This window comes from Nocardia sp. XZ_19_369 (assembly GCF_015355715.1).
Classification (GTDB): domain Bacteria; phylum Actinomycetota; class Actinomycetes; order Mycobacteriales; family Mycobacteriaceae; genus Nocardia.
In genome coordinates this window covers 1-19,522 of record NZ_JACVED010000018.1, presented here as the reverse complement: position 1 = coordinate 19,522, position 19,522 = coordinate 1, and the positions used below count along the sequence as shown (strand labels likewise).

General features: G+C 64.5%; 11 protein-coding genes and 1 pseudogene. 5 read left to right on the top strand and 7 right to left on the bottom strand.

Going from position 1 to position 19,522, the window contains the following annotated elements:
- Positions 1-26 precede the first annotated feature (26 nt).
- The 3 genes and pseudogenes from IBX18_RS41295 to IBX18_RS43580 all read left to right on the top strand — a co-directional run.
- Complete coding sequence (locus tag IBX18_RS41295; protein ID WP_306796641.1) at positions 27-1,439, top strand: carbamoyltransferase C-terminal domain-containing protein; 1,413 nt, start codon at positions 27-29, stop codon at positions 1,437-1,439.
- 202 nt (positions 1,440-1,641) lie between these two features.
- Positions 1,642-2,634, top strand: a complete 993-nt coding sequence (locus IBX18_RS41290; RefSeq protein ID WP_194838861.1) for an LLM class flavin-dependent oxidoreductase — start codon at positions 1,642-1,644, stop codon at positions 2,632-2,634.
- Between the two features lie 613 nt (positions 2,635-3,247).
- Positions 3,248-3,565: pseudogene (locus tag IBX18_RS43580) on the top strand (transposase); the annotation flags it as partial.
- A 313-nt stretch (positions 3,566-3,878) separates the two neighbouring features.
- On the opposite strand, the gene IBX18_RS41280 reads toward IBX18_RS43580, so the two are convergent.
- The 4 genes from IBX18_RS41280 to IBX18_RS41265 form a co-directional block, all read right to left on the bottom strand.
- Positions 3,879-6,419, bottom strand: a complete 2,541-nt coding sequence (locus IBX18_RS41280) for a pyridoxal-phosphate dependent enzyme (protein WP_194838860.1) — start codon at positions 6,417-6,419, stop codon at positions 3,879-3,881.
- A 409-nt stretch (positions 6,420-6,828) separates the two neighbouring features.
- Complete coding sequence (locus IBX18_RS41275) at positions 6,829-7,599, bottom strand: isoprenylcysteine carboxylmethyltransferase family protein (RefSeq protein ID WP_194838859.1); 771 nt, start codon at positions 7,597-7,599, stop codon at positions 6,829-6,831.
- Positions 7,592-9,361: a carbamoyltransferase C-terminal domain-containing protein gene (locus IBX18_RS41270; protein WP_194838858.1), complete on the bottom strand. Its 1,770-nt coding sequence runs from the start codon at positions 9,359-9,361 to the stop codon at positions 7,592-7,594. The genes IBX18_RS41275 and IBX18_RS41270 overlap by 8 nt, the downstream gene beginning before the upstream one ends.
- A gap of 19 nt (positions 9,362-9,380) precedes the next feature.
- Entirely contained in the window at positions 9,381-11,105 is a 1,725-nt protein-coding gene (locus IBX18_RS41265) for a radical SAM protein (protein WP_194838857.1), read from the bottom strand.
- A 666-nt stretch (positions 11,106-11,771) separates the two neighbouring features.
- On the opposite strand from IBX18_RS41265, the gene IBX18_RS43330 reads away from it, so the two are divergent.
- Positions 11,772-13,025, top strand: coding sequence for a cytochrome P450 (locus IBX18_RS43330; RefSeq protein ID WP_194838856.1), 1,254 nt, complete (start codon positions 11,772-11,774; stop codon positions 13,023-13,025).
- A 101-nt stretch (positions 13,026-13,126) separates the two neighbouring features.
- Complete coding sequence (locus tag IBX18_RS41255) at positions 13,127-14,299, top strand: hypothetical protein (RefSeq protein ID WP_194838855.1); 1,173 nt, start codon at positions 13,127-13,129, stop codon at positions 14,297-14,299.
- A gap of 88 nt (positions 14,300-14,387) precedes the next feature.
- On the opposite strand, the gene IBX18_RS41250 is transcribed toward IBX18_RS41255, so the two are convergent.
- The 3 genes from IBX18_RS41250 to IBX18_RS41240 all read right to left on the bottom strand — a co-directional run bounded on the left by IBX18_RS41250 (position 14,388) and on the right by IBX18_RS41240 (position 18,217).
- Entirely contained in the window at positions 14,388-17,021 is a 2,634-nt protein-coding gene (locus IBX18_RS41250) for a valine--tRNA ligase (protein WP_194838854.1), read from the bottom strand.
- Positions 17,022-17,135: 114 nt separating this feature from the next.
- A complete protein-coding gene (locus IBX18_RS41245) occupies positions 17,136-17,519 on the bottom strand; it encodes a hypothetical protein (RefSeq protein ID WP_194838853.1) in 384 nt (127 codons plus the stop codon).
- 251 nt (positions 17,520-17,770) lie between these two features.
- On the bottom strand, positions 17,771-18,217 hold the full coding sequence (locus IBX18_RS41240) for a hypothetical protein (protein ID WP_194838852.1): 447 nt from the start codon (positions 18,215-18,217) through the stop codon (positions 17,771-17,773).
- Positions 18,218-19,522 lie beyond the last annotated feature (1,305 nt).

Genomic DNA, 19,522 nt, shown 5'->3' with positions numbered 1-19,522 from the left:
GACCGCACGCTGGCACGGCGCTGTCGGTGCACGAAACGCTTCTAGCCCATCCGGCCCTGGCCGGACATCGCCGACCAAAGATCCACATCGTCGACCACGCGACGTCCCACGCCGCCGCGGCATTCTACTGCTCCGGGTTCTCGTCGGCGGCGATCGTAACCGCCGACGGACAGGGCGACGGCATCGCCACCACAATCGCACGCGGCGCGGGCACGACGATCACTAACCTTGCCTCACTCGGCATCACCGAGTCCCTCGGGTTCTTCTACCTCGCACTGACCAACCACCTGGGCTTCGAGCTCGGTGAGGAGGGCAAGGTGATGGGGTTGGCTGCTCGCGCCCATCCCGCTCCTGCGCCTCCGGCGTTCACACTCACTGGCAGCGGATACCGCGCGAACATCGACATTGAGGACTCAGGCGGCGACGTGGCAACCTTCCGGGCCACCGTCGCTGCGTGGCGCCGCTGGCTGGAGTCGAACTTCGGCCCTCCGGTACCGGTCAGCTACTCGATGGATTGGCTCCGGGGCCGAATTCGCACCACGATCGAGTTGGACGACCACCATGCGAAGGTGGCCGCCGCCGGCCAGGCCGAGCTCGAGCGGGTCATGCTGCATCTGGTACGCCTTGCTGTGGAGCAGACTGGCGAACGCCGACTCGTGCTCGGTGGCGGGGTCGCGCTCAACTGCACGGCAAACGGCGTCATCGAACGATCCGGGCTCGTCGACGAGTTGTACGTCTTTCCAGCCAGCGGCGACGCCGGCACCGGGCTCGGCGCAGCACTCGCGGTCGCCGCCGCGCACGGCGAACGGCCGGCGGGCATGATCGACCAGGCCGGCCTCGGGCCGGCCTTTTCCGACGCCGACATCGGCGACCTGCTGCGCCAGCTCGACCTGTCGGCAGTGCGCTCCGACGACATAGCTACGAAGGTCGTGCATCTTCTCGACGCCGGCAAGGTGGTCGGCTGGTTCCAGGGCCGGATGGAAATTGGGCCGCGGGCGTTGGGCCACCGGTCGATCCTGGCCGACCCGCGGCGGCGCGTGAGCCACACCCGAGTCAACGACATCAAGGGCCGCGAGCAGTGGCGTCCGCTTGCGCCCTCGCTACGTGCCACCGACGGTCACCGGTACGTCCAGACGTCCGGATCGGCGCCGTTCATGCTGACGGCCTCCCCCGTCGTCGACGAGATGCGCGCGGTGATCCCGGCGGTCGTGCATACAGACGGCTCGTGCCGCCCGCAATTCGTGACCGCCGAGCGGAACGCGCCGTTCGCGGCGTTGCTCGACAGGTTCGACGCGACCTGCGGGGTGCCGGTGGTGCTGAACACGTCCTTCAACCTGGCCGGAGAGCCGATCGTGTGTACGCCTTACGACGCGGTACGCACGTTCTTCTCGTCCACCATGGACGCACTCGTCATCGGCTCGTTCGTTGTGAGCAAATGACGCGTCAGCCAATAGGCGCCTTGACCAGGAAGCAGCAGCACGAGATCACCCGCTCTCTGGATGAATAAGCCCACAAGGTCGGTGAACTCGCCCCCAGGTCGACCGTGCGTACGCTAACTGTGTGTCGCTTGCAGCGGTTGATCCGCAGCGTTTTACTCTTGAAACCTGCTTCGTGTTGCCCAGCACCGGCGACAGTCGTCGGTTGGGGCTGCGGGAGCCCGAGCTGCCGCCGTCGTTCGCGACGATGTCCGCGAGCGCCCTCGCGGCCGAGGCGGCGGGTTTCACCTCGGTGCTCGTCACCGTCGGACACACCAATAATCACTTCGACCAGCGCGTCGGATACCCGGACAGCATTGTCATGGCGTCTGCGTTGGCGCCGGTCACCACCGCCGTGAAACTGCTGGTTGCGATCCGTCCGGGCAGCGTCGACGCGGCGGCTGGCGCAAGGATCGGAGCGACACTCGATCAGGTGAGCGGCGGACGATTCATGATCAACGTAGTGGCCGGCGCGGTGTCCGCGCGGCAGTACGGGGAACGGCTCGACGATGTGGACAGGTATCACCGGGCAGGCGAGTTCGCCGACGTGCTGAAGGCATTGTGGACGGGATCGGACGCCTCTTACGACGGCACGTTCTACCGGCTGCACAACGCCAACTGCTGGCCCAGGCCGTTGCAGCGGCCGCATCCGCCGATCTACTTTGCCGGTTCGTCGGAGGCCACTATGAACATTTCGGTACGACACGGTGATGCGCTGCTGGTGCCCGGCGCACCGCTCGGCGCGGCCGCAACGAAGGCGGCCCTCGTGCGTGAGCGTGCCCTCGCGGCGGGACGGCGGGTTCGGCTAGGCATCCATTTCTATGTCGTCGCAAGGAAATCGGCCCCGGCGGCACTCGATGCTGCGGCTGATCTGGTGGGGCACGCCGATCCCGCAGTGCGGCACTTTCTTGGCGGATCCGACGACCCGCACCCGGTCACCGAGGACGATGGCATCGTGTATTGGAACGGGCTGCGCCGGTTGTGGCGACGAGCAAGTGTCGCGCTCGTCGGGTCGTACATCGATGTCACCGACGCCCTGCGGCGCTACTCAGACGTCGGCTACGACACCTTCGTCGTCAGCGCGTTCCCCGCCGCACACGAGGCCGAACGACTAGGACACGAGATCATCCCGCGATTGAAGGGCATTCCCCCACGGTGACCCCAGGCACACACTGACGCTGCGGCTCGCGCCCGCCTCGCCGTTGGACGCACCCGTGTAGGCAGGACGATCATCAGCAGTACAGAAGTTGCCCTGGGTTCGTTCGGGCTCCACTCCACCGCCATCTACCCTGATCAGCGGGAACTGTTGTCCACCACCTGAATGCGGTCAACTCGACGGAACTTCATGCCCGGTGAAGCAATTTCAGTCAAACTTGCCTGCAACGATCTCCTTGATGTTTTCCAACATCACCTAAGCCCTTTCTGGGCTCTTCTGGCTCCATCTCGAGCCGCCAGGAGAGACATCCCTCCCTGAGATAATTATTGACGGGCGTCAATCTTTGTCAATGAACTCGCGTCCAGTACCTACAGCCGTAAGTTGAAGTGCCCCCGCGTGTTCAGGCTGTTGAGGGCGGCGGCCGAGGCATCATTCGGCGTTTGTGAAGACAACTGATCTGCTGCGGCCACCGCGGCTATCAGAGTAGACCGGGATCGATGGAGAGCAGGCTTCGATGCGGTGATCTCGTTGATCGCCCCACGGTTCAAACGGCGAGAAACCCTCGCCAACGCCGAAGCGTTAATGGAGGGTTTGATTCTGCAACCTAGGACGGAAGAACTGCTGGACCCTGGCCGAACTCGCTGGGCACCACAGCCCGGATCGGTTGCAGTACTTGCTATCTCGCGCACAATGGGACACCGACGGAGTCGGTGAGGATCTACGCTCGTATGTGATCGGCCACCTCGGTGACCGGGAAGCGATCCTCGTCGCCGACGAAACCAGTGACCTCCAAAAGGGCCACCAGACTGTCGGAGTGCAACGCCGATACACCGGCACCGCAGGACGGATCGAAAACTCGCAAGTAGCAGTGCATTTGGCATACGCGACCACAATCGGCCACACCCTGATCGACGGCCGCCTATACCGGCCGTAATCCTGGACCACCCGACCCCTGCCGGCGCGCGCAGGCCGGGATCCCCGCAGACATCGGGTTCTCCACCAAACCTGCACTAGCCGCAGCGATGTTCACCACCGCTGTGGCCGAGGGCAATCCAGCCTACGGGGAATCGGAGTTGGCCGTCCGCGGGGAATTTTCGCCGACCGCTGTCAGGGGCGTCGAACTCAAGGCACAGTGTTCACAACTTGCCAGGATATGGCCTCGGGTTCGGCCTGACTCGTCTTCAGATCCGCTGAACCCGCGGCGGTCAGTCAAGGTTGGCTGGACTCGGTAATCCGGGCCCCCGTTCTCAGCCGATAGCCGCGATCGCGTCGCCGGTGACCTGTGCGAGCAGCGCAACCTGTTCAGGTGACCGGTCGCCTATGTACAGACGGAGAAACGGTGGCCCGCCTTCGGCCATGCTCGCCGCCGCCGACACTCGTGGGGTGTTGTACCCAAAGCTGACGCCTTTGGTCAGGTGCAGACCGGTCCGGCGGGCGCGTTCAAGGATGTGCTCGATCAACGCCTCGAGTTGGTCGCGATGGTTAGCGCCGGCCTCGTGCAGCGTGAATGTGACGCACCCACCCGCGTACGGCAGGCTGCGGGCGATAGCGTCGTCGGGATGCGCGCCGCTGGACGGGTGCACGACGTCGGCGACCGCACAGACCTCCGCGCGGGTGCGTAGGCTGCGGGCGACCGTTGCCGCATTGCCACAGATGCGATGCATCCTGCGCTGAAAGAACACTCGGTCATAACGTGGAAACAGCTGGGCGTTGTGCCGGTAGAGGATGCTGCCGGTGTTGCGGCGCAACCGGTCCAGCGCCGGCCGTAGGTTTGCTTTGCTGGCGACCACTCCCGCCATGCCCATGTCCATACCCAGCTGGAGGTATTTCGAACAGCTCTCGTAGTAGAGCACCTCCACGGGCTCCTGCGCGTCCAACAACGTGCACGACAACGCGGCGGGGGCCATCGTGCCGTCGACAACCAGCGTGATCGGATCGGTGACGACAGCCTCGAGCGTGCGGACAAGGCTAGGCAGGTCCACCATGCGCTGTTCGGCCGTGTTGGCGATCGGGTCGACGAAGACGCACCGAGGTCGCTCTCGCAGCACCGTGTCAACAAGACCCTCGACTGAGTAGGAGAGCGCGGTGACCGTGCGCACCGAGGGCAGCGAGCAGATCTGCTCGACAGTTTCGAAGTAGACGTACGGCGCGAGCAGCACGGTGTCGCCCGCTCGCAACCGGTACCGCAGTAGGAATGCCTCGATGAGGGCATACGCGGCCATGCCCGATGAGGTCGCTGTGGCCACCTGGGTCTCCGGATCGAGCCCGAAGACCTCGGCGAGCTGGGCCTCGACCCGAGCGGTGGCGACGCTGTCGTATCGCTCGTAGTTGGCAGTCGGAGAGTCCTGGGCGCCCACGTCGAAGAACTGATTCGCCTTGGCTTGCGCGTGCGACGGCGCGCACCAGTCGAACGCGGCCTGTGCGGAGGCAACCGTATTCGCTGCATGGCGCACCACCATCTCGACCCGTGCGGCATCTTCAGGGCGATCGCCATCGCCCCGGATACCAAGCACCTCGACGAGCCGCTGGCCAGCCCGCTCACAATCGGCGCGGACCTGCCCAACAAGGCCCGAATCGACGAGCACATCGGCTTCAGCGCAGTAGTTGACATACTCTTCGAGTTCGGCGAGCACGTCCGAGAGCCGGTGCAGCCAGGACCGGACCTGCTCGTCCTGACTGCTCCGTGCATCGGTCTCAGCGGTGGCTCCATCGTCCGCGGCGGCCCGTTCGCCGACGTCCGGTTCGATTCGCAAGGCACGGCTGATGGGTAGTTCGTCAATAGTGCGACCGCGCAGATCCAGCAGTCGCACCAGTTCCTTGTCCGCATAGGGGTAGCGCTGAATGCGAGTGAGCGTAGTGTGATGCAGATTTCCGCCGCACAACGGCAGCACGACCGGTCCGGTCAGCGCACCGGCGTCGGCGAGTCGCAGACATGCGACGATCGCGGCGGCGCCAGCCGGCTCCACCAACAAGCTCTCGTGCACCAGCAATGCGAGCGTCGCGGCGGCCAGATCCTCCTCGCTCAACGTGATGATCGACTCGACGCGATCGCGCACCAGCGGGTAGGTGATCGAATCCGGGTCGAGGTTGACCGCCAAGCCGTCGGCGAGCGTCGGCTGATGGACAACACGTGCAACGCCCTGCGCATCGAGACTGGCTGACATGGATCGGTAACGTTCCGGTTCGCAGCCGAAAATGCGCACCGAAGTATCTCTCGTTGCGGCGCCGAGAGCGAGGCCAGAAATCAGGCCACCCCCGCCGATTGGCGCGATCATAGCGGCCACATCGTCGATCTCGTCCAACACTTCTAACGCAACCGTTGCAGCGCCTGCAATCACATGGGGGTTGTTGTACGGCGAGATGTAGTACAGGCCCTGCCGTTCCGCGATCTCGCGCGCGTACGTCGTCGCCTGCTCGAGGGAGTTGCCGTGCTCGAGCAGACCAACTCCAGTGGCCAGAATTCGCTCACGCTTAAGCCTGCTTGCCATGACCGGAATGCAGATGTTGGCCGGCCGTCGCAGCCTGCGCGCAACATCGGCGACCGCGAGTCCATGATTGCCTGCCGACGCCGCGATAATCGGCCGTTGCGGGCCTGCCAGCGCCGCGTTGAGCGCGCCACGGAACTTGAACGAGCCGGTGTGCTGCTGCACCTCGAGCTTGGCGTAGACGGGGACGCCAACCAGGCGCTCCAGCCATGGCAGCCGGCGTATCGGCGTGCGCATCACCTGCCCAGTAAGGCGCTGCTCCGCGGCTGGCACGTCGATGTTGTCGGACTCGATGTCCGACATGGCGTTGGGCCGGCCTCCCTCGGCCAACGTTCTACCGATTCGTATTCCTCTTTGCCGCTCAGGCCCGGTCATAGGATTCCGACGCCTCGAGGGTGCTGGGTATGGCTTTCATGTTTCCGTCGGTGATGGTCCAGGGGAATGGCCGCCGGACGCTCGGCGACGACCTGGCCACCGGTTGGGATGCGCGAACAGCTCGCTGCGGAAGGACATGGCGGCGTGGTCGCCTGCTGGAACCATGAACCAGACGACGCACCGCACAGTGGCACATGTGCTCGCCGTCTGAACAAGCTTCGATAGGGGCGATTTCCGCCATAGCTGCATGGTGATCGACGCTGGGGGCAGGCGGACCATGTTCTGCGACAGCAGTATCCAGCGATCTACTCACAGCACCACCGCAGCCCTGGCACGTTCACGACCACGCGCCCCAACTGCTCAACAAGCTTCTCTGGAATCCGACAACCGGCGCTGTCTTGCTGCCGTGCAGCGCCGGTTGTCGGACCACCCCACCCAGTCTGGGCACGAAGCGCGGCGTCGCCGCGACGTATCGCAGGTACTGCAGGCCGAGCCGCTCGTGAAGCGATCGCTCCTCAACCTGTACCCGCAGCATATTGCTAATCGCGGTCGCTGCTCCCATCGCTACTGCAGCGCTTATCGAACCTGCGCTCAGCGCTGGTCCGGCATTGATACCGAACAGTGCTACGTAGGACGGGTGACGGACCTGGGAGTACGGCCCGCGGGTGCAGACTTGCTGGTCGGGCAGGATATGCACGTGGCCGGTGAACCGCGCACCAAGAGTCCTGATAGCGACGACACGCAGCCCCCCGCCCACGGCCACCAGCGCGGCACCCGCAAGAACGTGCGCCCGCCGGTTTGGGCGTGATGCCAGCAGGACCGGCGTCCACCAGGCCAACAGGTGGGTGCCGACCATGCCGTACCGGGTACCGCAGTCCTCGGAACTCCGCACGGCCGCGGCGTTCGCCGCGTCATCCTCGGCAGCCACCTCGGCGACCGTCCACGCGCTCAACATCGCCAGAGGCACGATGACTCCTGGCCGACGGCTCACGGGTCTGGCCAGCGCGACGACCAACGGAGGCAGCGCGCGCCAAGTCAGCAGGGCCGCCGCGCGCGCCGCCTTGGCCTTGGCCTTGGGCCAGTCAAGGCCCCATTGCCGATCAGGCACCGAATTCCCCCTTGTCGATGACGAAATCGCCGAGATACAGCTGGTCGAGACCGGACACAGCGAAGCAGCGCAGCGCGTCATCCGGCGTACACACGATCGGCTCGTCGCGAACGTTGAACGACGTGTTGAGGACCATCGGAACCCCGGTGAGGCGGTCGAAGTGCTCGATGAGTGCGCGGAACCGCTGCGCTGGCCAGGACTTCGGCACAGTCTGAGGCCGTGCCGTGCCGTCCACGTGGACCACGGCCGGCACCATGGCCCGCGCTTGCGGGGTCACTGCCACGATCTCGCCCATCCGCCTGCTGTGCTCGGTGGCGAAGTAGCGGCTGCTGTGCTCCTCGAGTACTGACGGCGCAAACGGACGGTAACTCTCCCGTCGCTTGACCGAAGCGTTGATCAGGTCACGCGTCTCCGGCTTGCGTGGATCGCCGAGGATGCTGCGCGCGCCAAGCGCCCGCTCGCCGAACTCCATCCGGCCGTCAAACCAGCCGACGAGTCGACCGGCAGCGATCGCAGCGGCAGCCTCGGCCGGACCGTCCACATGACGAAACGGCAGCTTGCTCGCTACCAACGCCGCCCGTAGTTCCGACGGCTCGAAACCCGGCCCCAAGAATGGATCGTTCAGCTCCTCCGGCGAGGGCACCGGCAAGCCGATCCGATTCAGCGTGGCCAGCGCGGCGCCGACGCTGGCGCCAGCGTCGGTCGGCGCCAGCGGTACGTGCAACTCGGCCACGATGCCGGCGGCGCGGGCGCGGCCCACCGCCGCAGCGTTCATCGCCACCCCGCCGACCAGCACCACCTTGGTCGCGCCGGTGCGGGCTACCAGCCGACGTAGCAAGCCGAGCAATGCCCGCTCGAGCGCTTCCTGCGCGGCGTAGGCAAAATCGTAGGCGTCCTCTGTGAACGAGCCGTCCGCGTTGCGGAATCGGCCGGTGAGCCGGCGTCGCGCCGAAGGCGTCAGCCAAGGCAGTTCCGACCCCGAACAGTTTTCCGGTCGCAGCGAAGGAACATGCACTTGTGGTCGGCCGCCCGGCCCGGTCTTCATCAGCGACTCGATTCGCTGCACCCATCGATCCCGCCGTTGCCCGTACGAGGCAAGGCCCATGACCTTGTACTCGTCGGCTAAGGCGCGGTAGCCAAGCAGTTGGGTGACGGCGCCGTAAAAGACGCCGAGCGAATCGGGGAACGGGATAGCTTCCACCAGTCGCGGTGGTAGATCGGGTCCGCCGCGCAGGTCATACAGGGATGTCGAATGAACCTCGCCTCGCCCGTCGACGACCAGCGCGGCATCAGCTTCGAAGGGCGCCGACAACCACGCGGCCAGGAGGTGCGCCTCATGGTGGTCGACGAAGTCCACCGGCGGTTGCCGCACGCCATCGAGCAGCGGACGCAACCCGTCGGCTACCATGCCTGGCGCAGCAAGGCCGCGCAGCCGCTGGCGAATCATCCTGGCGAAGCCCGTCACGTTGGCCGGGGCGTGGCGGCAGGCCGAATACAGCGCTGGAATCGCCTGGCCACGATCGTTCCAGTAATACGCGATTCGATCGACGTCGCCGAGGCTCAGGCCACCCTCCGCGAGCACCGCGCAGATCGCACCAGCTGGGAAGGCCGTGCTGTGCTTCACCCGATCGATGCGTTCCTGTTCGACTGCGGCCACCAGCCGACCGTCCACGATCAGCGCGGCGGCCGGGTCGTGGGCAAGCGCGGACAGTCCGAGCACGGCACCGCCGAGCCGACGTCCCGAGGGGGTGTGCTCACTCACGTCAGTACGGACCCTCACCTCAGTAACGCGCGGGTGAGGTGATCTCGAGTCGGCCGTCCACTCGGCTGTAAGGCGTTGTGACAGAATCGACCTCACGCGCGCTCCCGCGAGTGGTCGCGGCAAGCATCTCGAACTCGCCACGGGCCGCGCTGTCGTCGAGCCCCACGCGCTGCCGCCGGGCCATTTCGTTGTGCAGTACGCCCATCCGACTCACATCGCGCACGGAAGCGCCGTGGTCGAGAAGGATCTTGGCCACCGACGAGCCGCGGTCGATGTAGGCGGCGTTGTGCACCTCGGCAAACATCCGTCCGCATTCCTCGACAGCGGTCCGGCAGTCCATCGTCTCGTGCGACCAGTCGTTGAAGCCGCCTGTCAGCCCGAACTCCTGGGCCTCGCGTGCCAATGGCGAATTCGGGAAGACGAACAGGGGCGAGTGAACATATGAATGGATGCCCGAATTGTTGAGGAAGTCAATCGACTTGTCGACGGACTTGCTTGTCTCGCCAGGGAAACCGACGAGCATGAAAGCGAATCCCATGACGTCGTACTTGGCCAGGTTCTCCGCGGCGGCCCAGTTATGCTTTTCCTTGGTGCCCTTCAACATGTTGTTGAGCACTGCCTGGTCGGCGGATTCCACGCCGACCAGCACCAGCTGGCAGCCCGCCTCGCTCAGGTAGCGCACACATTCGTCGGTGAGCGTGGTCGAGCGCAGGTACGCAGTCCACGGCTTGTCGAAACCGATGTCGATCATCTGCTGGCAGACGCTGATCAGGTGCTTGCGGTTGAGGAACAGCGTGTCGTCGACGAAACGCACGCTGCCCACCTGCGGCAGCCGCATGATCTGTCGCAGCTGGCGGATGATGCTGTCCTGCTCCATCAGGTCGACCTGCTGATCGTTGTAGCTGGGAAAGGTGCAGAACTTGCACTTGAACGGGCAGCCTCGACCGGTGCGCATGTTGACCGAGCTACGCAGGATGTAGTCCGGAAGTTTGTCCCAGCGGACCGAGTTGGCGTCGATATCGACACCATCGTGCTGGTTACGTGAGGTGCAACGGAACGTTCCATCGTCATAGGCGACGTTGGGCACATTCGTGATGCTTTCGCCGAGGACCAGTCGGCGGATGACCTCGAGCAGGGTGCGCTCGCCGTTCGGAGACAGGATCAGCGCGTCGGCCGCGCGGGCGGCACCGTGGATCTCCCGGTCGTCGGAGTATTGGGTGAGTTTCGCCCCACCCACCACCACGAGGACCTTCGGGTTCCAGGACTTCAGCAGTCGGCACACCCGCACGATCGTGCTGGCGCTGGTGATGAACGTCGTGGAGAGCAGAACGACATCGGCGGCCTTGGTGAGTTCGGCTGCCCGCTCGGGTTCGAGATCGATGTTGTCCACAAGATCAATGCGGCCGGCATAGCCACTCTTGCAGAGGAAGTCGTAGAGATAGACACCATTCAGCGACGATGAGTTGTGCTCGTTTATAAGCCCTTCGCCCGGCTGCTGTCGCCGCATGTGATTGACCGCGTCGATTATCTCACGGCGTTCCCCGTCGACCTCGGAGATCATCGCCCGGTACAGGTCAAGGTATGCGGCGTTGTTCAGCTCCAGCAAGTCTGGATCTTCTGCCGCGAATTTGAACTGGTCCAATGTTTCGTCAACGGTCTGGCAGGCATTCGCGATGACCAGGATCTGCGCATTGACTGCGGCCGGAAGTGCCGCCCGCTCAAGAGGAAAGAGTTCGATTGCCATGACGTTCCCCTGCCTCCGGGTGGGTACGCTGGGCGTCCCGCCGTCGGTACCGGGCCTCCCCCGGCCGCCTAGTCGTTCAGAGTCTAGCCACAAAAGCTCTTGATGGGAGGGTTTCGGTGCGAAGGCGGAGCAGCTGCCCGGGTGCGTGGATGCCGAAACCCGCGTGGGAGGTCTTCGCGGTAAGTCGTAGCAGGGCAGTGGGTTTCCCTGGGGGACGACGTAGGTCTGCGGCCAGGGCACGGACAAGCGCAGCCGGGTGTAGACGGCCAGCCGTAACCAGGTCCACCGGTACACCGCGGCCGAAGCGCGGGGTTTCGGGCTGGTCCTGCCGGGAGCCTGTGAGAGCGTGCGAAAGGTGTGCTCGATGTCGAACCGGCGACGAATTCCTGCCATAGCGGGTCGGCCTTGCCCTGGTCGAGCTCGACGCGGGAATGCTGCAACCACACCGGGTTTCGGAATCGCCCGGCCGGCCGGCCGATGAGACGGATCACGGTGCCTTCGATTGCCGGCAATCACCTGCCTGACGACTTAGAACGAGCGGTGAGTCAGCCTGGGGTACAACCGATCTGCGCCGTGATGTTGGCGAGAACAAGTTCGCTGGGCGCATCATGCAATAGAGTGACCATCGTTACTGTCGCGCTATGTCGGGGGTGCAGCATCGACGACGTGGATCGTAAAGCGACTGAGCTGTATCGGCGGATCTTCGCCTCCGGCCAGGCACTGGACAACCCCTACCCACTGTTGAGGCGATTGAGCGATGCCGGTCCGGTTATCGCCGTCGAAGATGGCGTATGGGCGGTGAACAGCTGGGTCGGATGCCGAGCTGTGTTGCGCAGTCCGGAGTTCGGCATCGACGCAGAGGCGGCATGTCGGTTCCGTGGCGGCGCTGACTGGCGGGCGCACCCGTCATTGCGACTACTCAGCCAAACCATGCTCGTGCTCAACCCACCGCAGCACACCCGATCTCGCCGCGCCGTCGCCGCCTGGTTTGTGCCGGAACGGATCGCGGCCATCGGCAATGCTATTCGCCGAGTGACTGACAACTTGCTAAGCGAGCTGCCGCTGGATCGCCCTACCGATCTGATCGCCGGCTTCGCCGACCGGCTTCCTCTCGCCGTTATTCAACCGGTTCTCGGTGTCGAAGAGTGGCCGTTCGGTGACTTCCGCCAGCAGACTATGGAGTTCAATCTCTTACTCGAACGCGCGCCAGAATCGGAACACCTTGACAGAGCCGATGCTGCAGCCGAGGAAATCGAGCGGTGCCTGCACACCCTGATTGACCGTCACCGTCGTACTGATCGCGACGACCTCATCTCGCATCTGCTCCACTCCAGTGAATCCGGCGAACTCGATGAGGCCGAGATTGTCCCGTTGGTGTTCCAGATCTTCAATGCGAGCTACCAGACCACCGCCAGCCTGCTCGGCAGCATGCTGCAAGCCCTACTCGGCACAAACGGTCCGAACTTACGCCAACTGGCTGGCGACACCCGGCTGATAGCCTCCGCTGTGAGCGAGGTGCTGCGCACCGACCCCCCTGTGCAAAGCACTGGCCGGCACGCCCTGCGGTCAGTTCGGCTCGGCGAGCATCACATCCCCGCAGGGGATTTCGTCATTGCCGTGCTCGCGGCAGGCAACCGCGACCCGAGACAATTCGATGCGCCAGACGAGTTCCGAATGGATCGCCCACCCGGTCAGACGCTGAGTTTCGGCTGGGGCGTGCACTACTGCCTCGGCGCCGGTTTGGCGCTCCTCGAGGCCGAAGTTGCGACGGAACGGCTGGCTGCCCGCTTCCCCGATATGCGCTCAACCGGTGAACCACGGCGCTGGCCCACTGCGAACATGCGGTCCTTCCGATCCTTCGATGTACTTCTCAATTCCGGTGCCGGCCAGCACTGCTCGCTACCAGGCGTGCAGTCGTGACCGCACGCACTCGAATACTGGCCTATCCAGTCGGCTCCCTGGCAGAGCTGCTCACCCAGATGCGAACGACACTCGCAGGCCGTCCTTTCGACGCGGCAACGATGTTCATCGACCCCGGCGAGTCACGCCAGTTCCCGGACCGGTCCGCCCAACTGCGACTGTCTGTGCTGCTGCGCACCTACCAGGGCGACTATCACACTGACTCTTTCGAGCTCGACCGACTCGTCAAGCAGATCCGGCGCGGTGACGAACATATCTGGTTCTGGGGCGCGCCCGACCAGGTCTCGACTGCCAGAGCCGAACTGCGCAGGCACCGCGGCGCGGCAATACCAGACCTTGCGCTGGGAACTGTCACGGTGCTCTCTGCCGAACATGAGTTCGGTCCAGGGCATGGCGAACTGTGCCGTTCCGGCAGCGTGGACCGTAACGTCGGAGCCGTCGCCGCCATCCTGCACCGGATGGTCGGATATCATTCCGGCGCGGACCGCGAAGTGCACGACCGATACCACACCCTCTTGCTCGCCGCGCGTAACCGAGCCACAGTGCCTCCAGTACGTGGCGGCGAGGCCGTCCAGCACATTCATTGCACGCATGTCCAATCGCGATATTGGGGCATCGTGCCGTTCTACGTCATGCAGGGCGGCGTGCTCGAATGCACTGAGCTACGGGAAAGCAATCGCGACCCCAGCGAGTTGGGTGCAGCGTTGTCGACCAGTGGCACTTGGTGGTTCGCTGACCCCGACGACGCTGCATTCGCCGAGGCGCTGACCCGGCTGAACGTCGCGGCCGGGATCGACACGCAAGTCTGCGTGAGCCGCACGCAGCCCTCAGACACAAAATCACTGCTGATCGCTCCGCCCCGTGCCGAACTCATGCCGACCAACCACACCACCGTGCGTGCCGCCCGCGTAGACGAGTCGGACGCGCCGGTTAGGCCCTTCCCGGAGGCGATACGCGCGGCCGAGTCGCTCGGTAGTTGCACCGTTGCCGCACAGTTGCCGCTAGATGACCCGGCACGCACGGCCGACCAGGCATGGCTTGCCCGGCGCGGTTACACGCTCACCGCGATCTCCCCGCCAAAACGAAGCTGGCAGGTCGTGGCCGACGTCCGACACGAAACGGTCAGCAGTCCAACAGGCGTGTGGTGCAGAGTCCGCCGCGGCTTGTCCGTGGTCCCACCGTATTATCTCGATCGCGCCGACCTCGACCCAGACGAAACGACTTTGCTCGAACAGTTACGCAGCCGCCTTGCAGCCATCCACACGCACCCCTGACAACGCGGGCCCAAGCTAGCGACAACCCGCGCTAATTCACCGCCACCGACCGACCACTATCGAGACTGGCCGGTCGGCGCGGAGGTGGTCAGTTTTCCGGCAGGGCGGCGAGCTGGGCACTGATCCGGTCGATGTCGGCGACGGCGGCGTCCTTGCGGACCTGGATCTTGGCGACGACGTCGGCCGGTGCTTTGTCGACAAACTTCGGGTTGCCCAGTTTGCCCTCGCACTGGGCGAGTTCTCTTTGTGCCACCGCGAGATCCTTGGCCAGCCGTTTGCGTTCGGCGGCAACGTCGATCGCGCCAGAGGTGTCCAACCGGACGCTCACCGTGCCGGTCGGCAGCGCTACCTCAAGGGTCGCGGTGGCCACGAAATCCTCGCCCGGTTCGTCGAGCCAGGCGATGGCGCGCACGGCAGCTTCGTGCGGCAGCAGCCCCGCGTCGCGGGTACCCGACAATTCGGTTGGTACCCGCTTGCGCGGAGCGAGGCCCTGGTCGCTGCGGAACCGGCGGATCTCGGTAATCAGCTTCTGCACTGATTTGATCCGCAGCGCCGCATCTTCATCGGGCGTTTGACCGGACACCGTCGGCCAAGTTGCAATAACCAGTGATTCGCCGCCGGTAAGCGTGGTCCAGAGCGTTTCGGTGATGAACGGCATGATCGGCTGCAGCAGCCTCAGGAGCACATCGAGCACGTGGCCGAGCACAGCCCTGGTGGCCTGGGCGCGCTGCTCGTCCTCCGCAATCTGTACCTTGGCCAGTTCAAGGTACCAGTCACAAAACTCGTCCCAAGTGAAGCGGAACAGCTCCTCGGCGAGCTTGGCGAACTCGTACTCCTCGAACAAGGCGTCCACTGTGGACACAAGTGCGTCGGCGCGGTCCAGTATCCAGCGGTCTGCATCGGTGAGCTCGGCGCGGAGTGGCACCACCTCAGCGACCGTGGCACCGTTGTTGAGCGCGAAGCGGGTCGCGTTCCAAAGTTTGGTGGCGAACCGGCGGGCGTTGTCAACGTTCTCCTCGCCAATCGGCACGTCCACGCCCGGGTTGGCGCCACGGACCATGGTGAAACGCAGCGCGTCGGCGCCGTAGCGGTCCAGCCACTCCAGCGGGTCGACACCGTTGCCGGTGGTCTTGGACATCTTTTTACCGAACTTGTCACGCACCATGCCGTGTAGCGCGATGGTGTGGAAGGGTTGCTGCCCGTCCATGGCGTAGCCGCCGAACATCATCATCCTGATGACCCAGAAGAACAGGATGTCGTAACCGGTCACCAACACGCTGGTCGGATAGAACTTGGCGAGGTCCTGGGTCTGCTCGGGCCAGCCGAAGGTGGAGTACGGCCACATTCCGGCGGAGAACCAGGTGTCCAGCACGTCCTCGTCCTGCCGCCAACCGACTGGCGGCACCTCGTCGGGGCCGAGGCAGACCTGTTTGCCACTCGGGCCGTACCAGACAGGGATTCGATGCCCCCACCAGAGCTGGCGAGAAATGCACCAGTCGTGCAGGTTGTCCACCCAGTCGAAGTAGCGCTTGTCCGCCTCGGGCGGGCTAATCGCGACCTGGCCTGAACGCACCGCGTCACCGGCCGCCTTTGCCAGCGGCTCGACCTTCACGAACCATTGCAACGAAAGGCGGGGCTCGACCGGCTCCCCGGACCGCTCCGAGTGGCCGACCGAATGCAGATAGGGCCGCTTCTCCGCGACGATCCGGCCCTCTCCACGAAGGGCTTCACGCACGGCGACCCGCGCCTCGAACCGGTCTATCCCGTCGAATTCGGTGCCGGTGTGTGCGATGCGGCCCTGCTCGTCCATGATCGTCAGCATCGGCAGGCTGTGCCGCTGGCCGATCTCGAAGTCGTTCGGGTCATGCGCTGGCGTCACCTTCACCGCGCCAGTGCCGAACTCCGGGTCGACGTGGGCGTCGGCAATGATCGGAATCTTGCGACCGGTCAGCGGGAGTTCGATCTCGGTGCCGACCAGATGCGTGTACCGCTGGTCGTCTGGGTGCACCGCAACGGCGGTATCGCCGAGCATGGTCTCGACGCGGGTCGTGGCGACCACAATCGATGCGTCCCCTTCGCCGTAACGCATGGACACCAATTCGCCCTCGACGTCTTTGTGCTTGACCTCGGCGTCGGACAGGCCGGAGCGCATCGACGGCGACCAGTTGATCAGCCGCTCGGCGCGGTAGATCAGGCCATCGTCGTAGAGCCGCTTGAACATGACCTGCACGGCGTCGGACATACCTTCGTCCAGAGTGAACCGCTCACGACTCCAGTCGACGCTGTCGCCGAGCCGGCGCATCTGGTTGAGGATTTGGCCCCCGTAGTTAGCCTTCCACTCCCAGACCCGCTCAATGAACTTCTCTCGACCCATCTCGCGGCGGGAGGTACCTTCCTTCGCGAGCTCCCGCTCTATCAACACATGTACCGCGATGCTGGCGTGGTCCATCCCGGGCAGCCAGCAAGTTTCGAAACCCTGCATACGCTTGCGTCGGATCAGCGCGTCCATCAGTGAGTGCTCGAAGGCGTGCCCGATGTGCAGGCTGCCAGTCACGTTCGGCGGTGGGAGAACGATCGAGTACGGCGGCTTGTCGCTGGAGGAGTCCGCGGTGAAGTAGCCAGCGGCTACCCAGCGCGCGTACAGCTCGCCCTCTACGTCGGCCGGATTCCAGGTCGGCGGTAGTTCACGGGCGTCGCACTGCTCGGGCAGAGTCTCGGTCACACAATCAAGTCTACGAAACCCGCCCAGCCAGCTTCGCTTAGCTACCCCACTGGCCAGCCCGAATGGTCAAATGGCGTGAGGGTGGGGAACTTTCGAGCTAACGTGTGAGGTGTATCAGAAGCGCAGATCGAACTGACCGTCGGCGACGGCCTTAGAAAATGCGTACCACTCGGCGGCGGCGTAGGCCAGCACAACCCTCTGGTCGGCGACCGTGGCACCGCGATCGCGGATCAACCTCAGCTTGTCTGTTCGAGACGTGCGGCGGTACCGCCGACCGATTCCTTGCCTCGAGGCGGGTTGTGCGGTAGAGGTGCGGCCAGTGACCAGTACCGTCATCTGAGATGAAGGCATATGAAACTGACGGTTCGAACGATTCCGATTGGCATTCGACACCAGCAGGTCACACAGCCTGTCCACACGGTCGCGCAAGCGTTTGACCTCGCTTGCCAGCACGATCACCGCCGCGAGGAGCATTGTGCGCACGACTCTGTCGATCATCAGCTCTTCCCGGAATCGAAGGTGGCGTCAGAGGGTTCGGATCTGTTCAGCCTGTCGGCAGTGACCGGCTCGCTCGGCCGACCATCCGAGGGTTTACGAATGCCGTACTTGGCAACGGCGATTACAGCGAGGATGAGGAACCCGACAAACGAGCCAAGGCCCACATAACTAGGCATGTGTTGTCCGCTTTCTGATCGTGATGACATTGGTTGTGTCTGTCCCGCAGAGCATTTCGGTCCGAGTGTTGAGAGTCATGGAGGCCTGAGGACGGCGGCGGCACTCGGCACACGCCGGGTGCCGACGACCAGCTCGTCAATGAAGTCTTGATAGGCCCTGGCCATCTCTTCCAGCTGCACCTCTGCGTCGTATCGCAGCGCCGCGGGCGCGTTCGCCAAGGCGACATGCGCCTGCACGGTCAGCTCGGCCAGTTGCTCGACCACCGCGCCGACGGTCTGGGTATGCGTGCGCGCGGCAAGGTAGGGCGGCGGTGTCGCCACGTAGACCCACAGGTCGATCCGGCGCCTCAACCGCTCACGCTCGGCATCGATCTCTGGCAGCTGCGGCCAAGGCGTGAATTCCCGGAATCGGTGCAACTCGGCCAGTTCCACCGCAGCCTCGACCACCGGATTCGCGGTGATGATCGGCAACCTCCGGCACGCCGCCAGGATTAGATCTCTACCGGGCAGAGGGCCGTTCATGGCAGGTCCTGGGGTGCCCGGCTGTAGGGGACAACGGCGCCGACCGTGATATCGGCCCATTCGTTTGCCAGCGTCGCGAGCGCTGTCCAGGCTTCGTGGACCGCTTTCCCCTTGGGTGCACAGGTCGCAAGCGTGCTCGCTGCTGCGGCGGCTGCGGCGGCTGCGGCGGCTGCGGCGGCCATTCGGTCGACGTAGGCCCGAATGAGTCTCCGGCCCGCTCGGTTCGGCGCACGTGTTCAGCTGCCCAGGTATCGATGGCTCCGATCAGCGCGGCACGCCGCTCGGCTACCAGCTCACGGCGGCCGACTGTGCACCGCTTGCGATGCAGCCGGGCCAGCCCACGCGCATCGGGCAATCGGATGCCCGCTCGATGCCTCACCAACGCGGAAGGCGGCGATCAGCTCATGCCAGTTCGGCAGACCGGCATCGCCCACTTCGGGTATCGACGTCGCCGTGCTCATAGCAGCACCGGAACCAGAACGAACCTCGCTGAAGCGCCCGGCGTTCACAGTCGCGGCCCGCATCACAGCAGGTCCACCGACCACACCACCGCGTGGTGGCGCGAGACATCAAGCCATGCCCTCAGATGCAGCACCGTCGGCACCACCAACACTGTGATCCGCGACGGGTTCCAGCGTCGCCCAGCAGGACCGCCGCATCGGTGCCACAGGGCTGGATTGAACAACGCAGAGATCGAAATCACGCTGTTCAGCCAGCTGCATCATGCATCGACGTACACGTCTGCTGGTTCATCGGAGATGTCGCTGTGCGTGATGCCGTACGCCTCGACCGTTGTGCGCATCACTGACTCCACTCGCTCGAATCGGCGTGGCTGTGGCTGGCGGGTCGCTGGCGGCGCGGAGCGCTCGCACCCGGCCAGTAACTCGTAAGCTCGTGCTCCAGGCACGTTCCACTTCCTCGCAGACCACTGCGCTTGCGAGAGCAAGTGTTTTCCTGGTCGCGTTGGCCGGTCCGTGGAGTCGGGACGGTCGTGGGTGGATTGCCGGAGAGGGAAATCGTGAGCGAAGGTGATGCCACCGCCCGCAACGGTTGCATGTTCCGGCGTCGGCAGAGGGTGCCTCGGCCCGGCAGATGCAGAAAGCACCTCCGGTGGCGATGTCATAGATCTATACCCCCGAAAAATAGAGACGTTCGGAACCAAACGTGGCGCTCATCATATTTTTCGGTTTTCTGCCGACTGTCGGATATGAATATCTCGTTCGATCAACATCAACGCTTCGATTCGACTGGGGGACAAAGCGTTCCATGGGGATCGGGGGCGGGAGAGATACCAATATGTTCCGT

Excerpts from the sequence above, each read along its gene's own strand:
- IBX18_RS41280 (WP_194838860.1), bottom strand. The coding sequence starts at position 6,419 with ATGTCGGACATCGAGTCCGACAACATCGACGTGCCAGCCGCGGAGCAG.
- IBX18_RS41265 (WP_194838857.1), bottom strand. The coding sequence starts at position 11,105 with ATGGCAATCGAACTCTTTCCTCTTGAGCGGGCGGCACTTCCGGCCGCA.
- IBX18_RS41255 (WP_194838855.1), top strand. The coding sequence starts at position 13,127 with ATGTTCATCGACCCCGGCGAGTCACGCCAGTTCCCGGACCGGTCCGCC.
- IBX18_RS41245 (WP_194838853.1), bottom strand. The coding sequence starts at position 17,519 with ATGATCGACAGAGTCGTGCGCACAATGCTCCTCGCGGCGGTGATCGTG.
- IBX18_RS41240 (WP_194838852.1), bottom strand. The coding sequence starts at position 18,217 with ATGAACGGCCCTCTGCCCGGTAGAGATCTAATCCTGGCGGCGTGCCGG.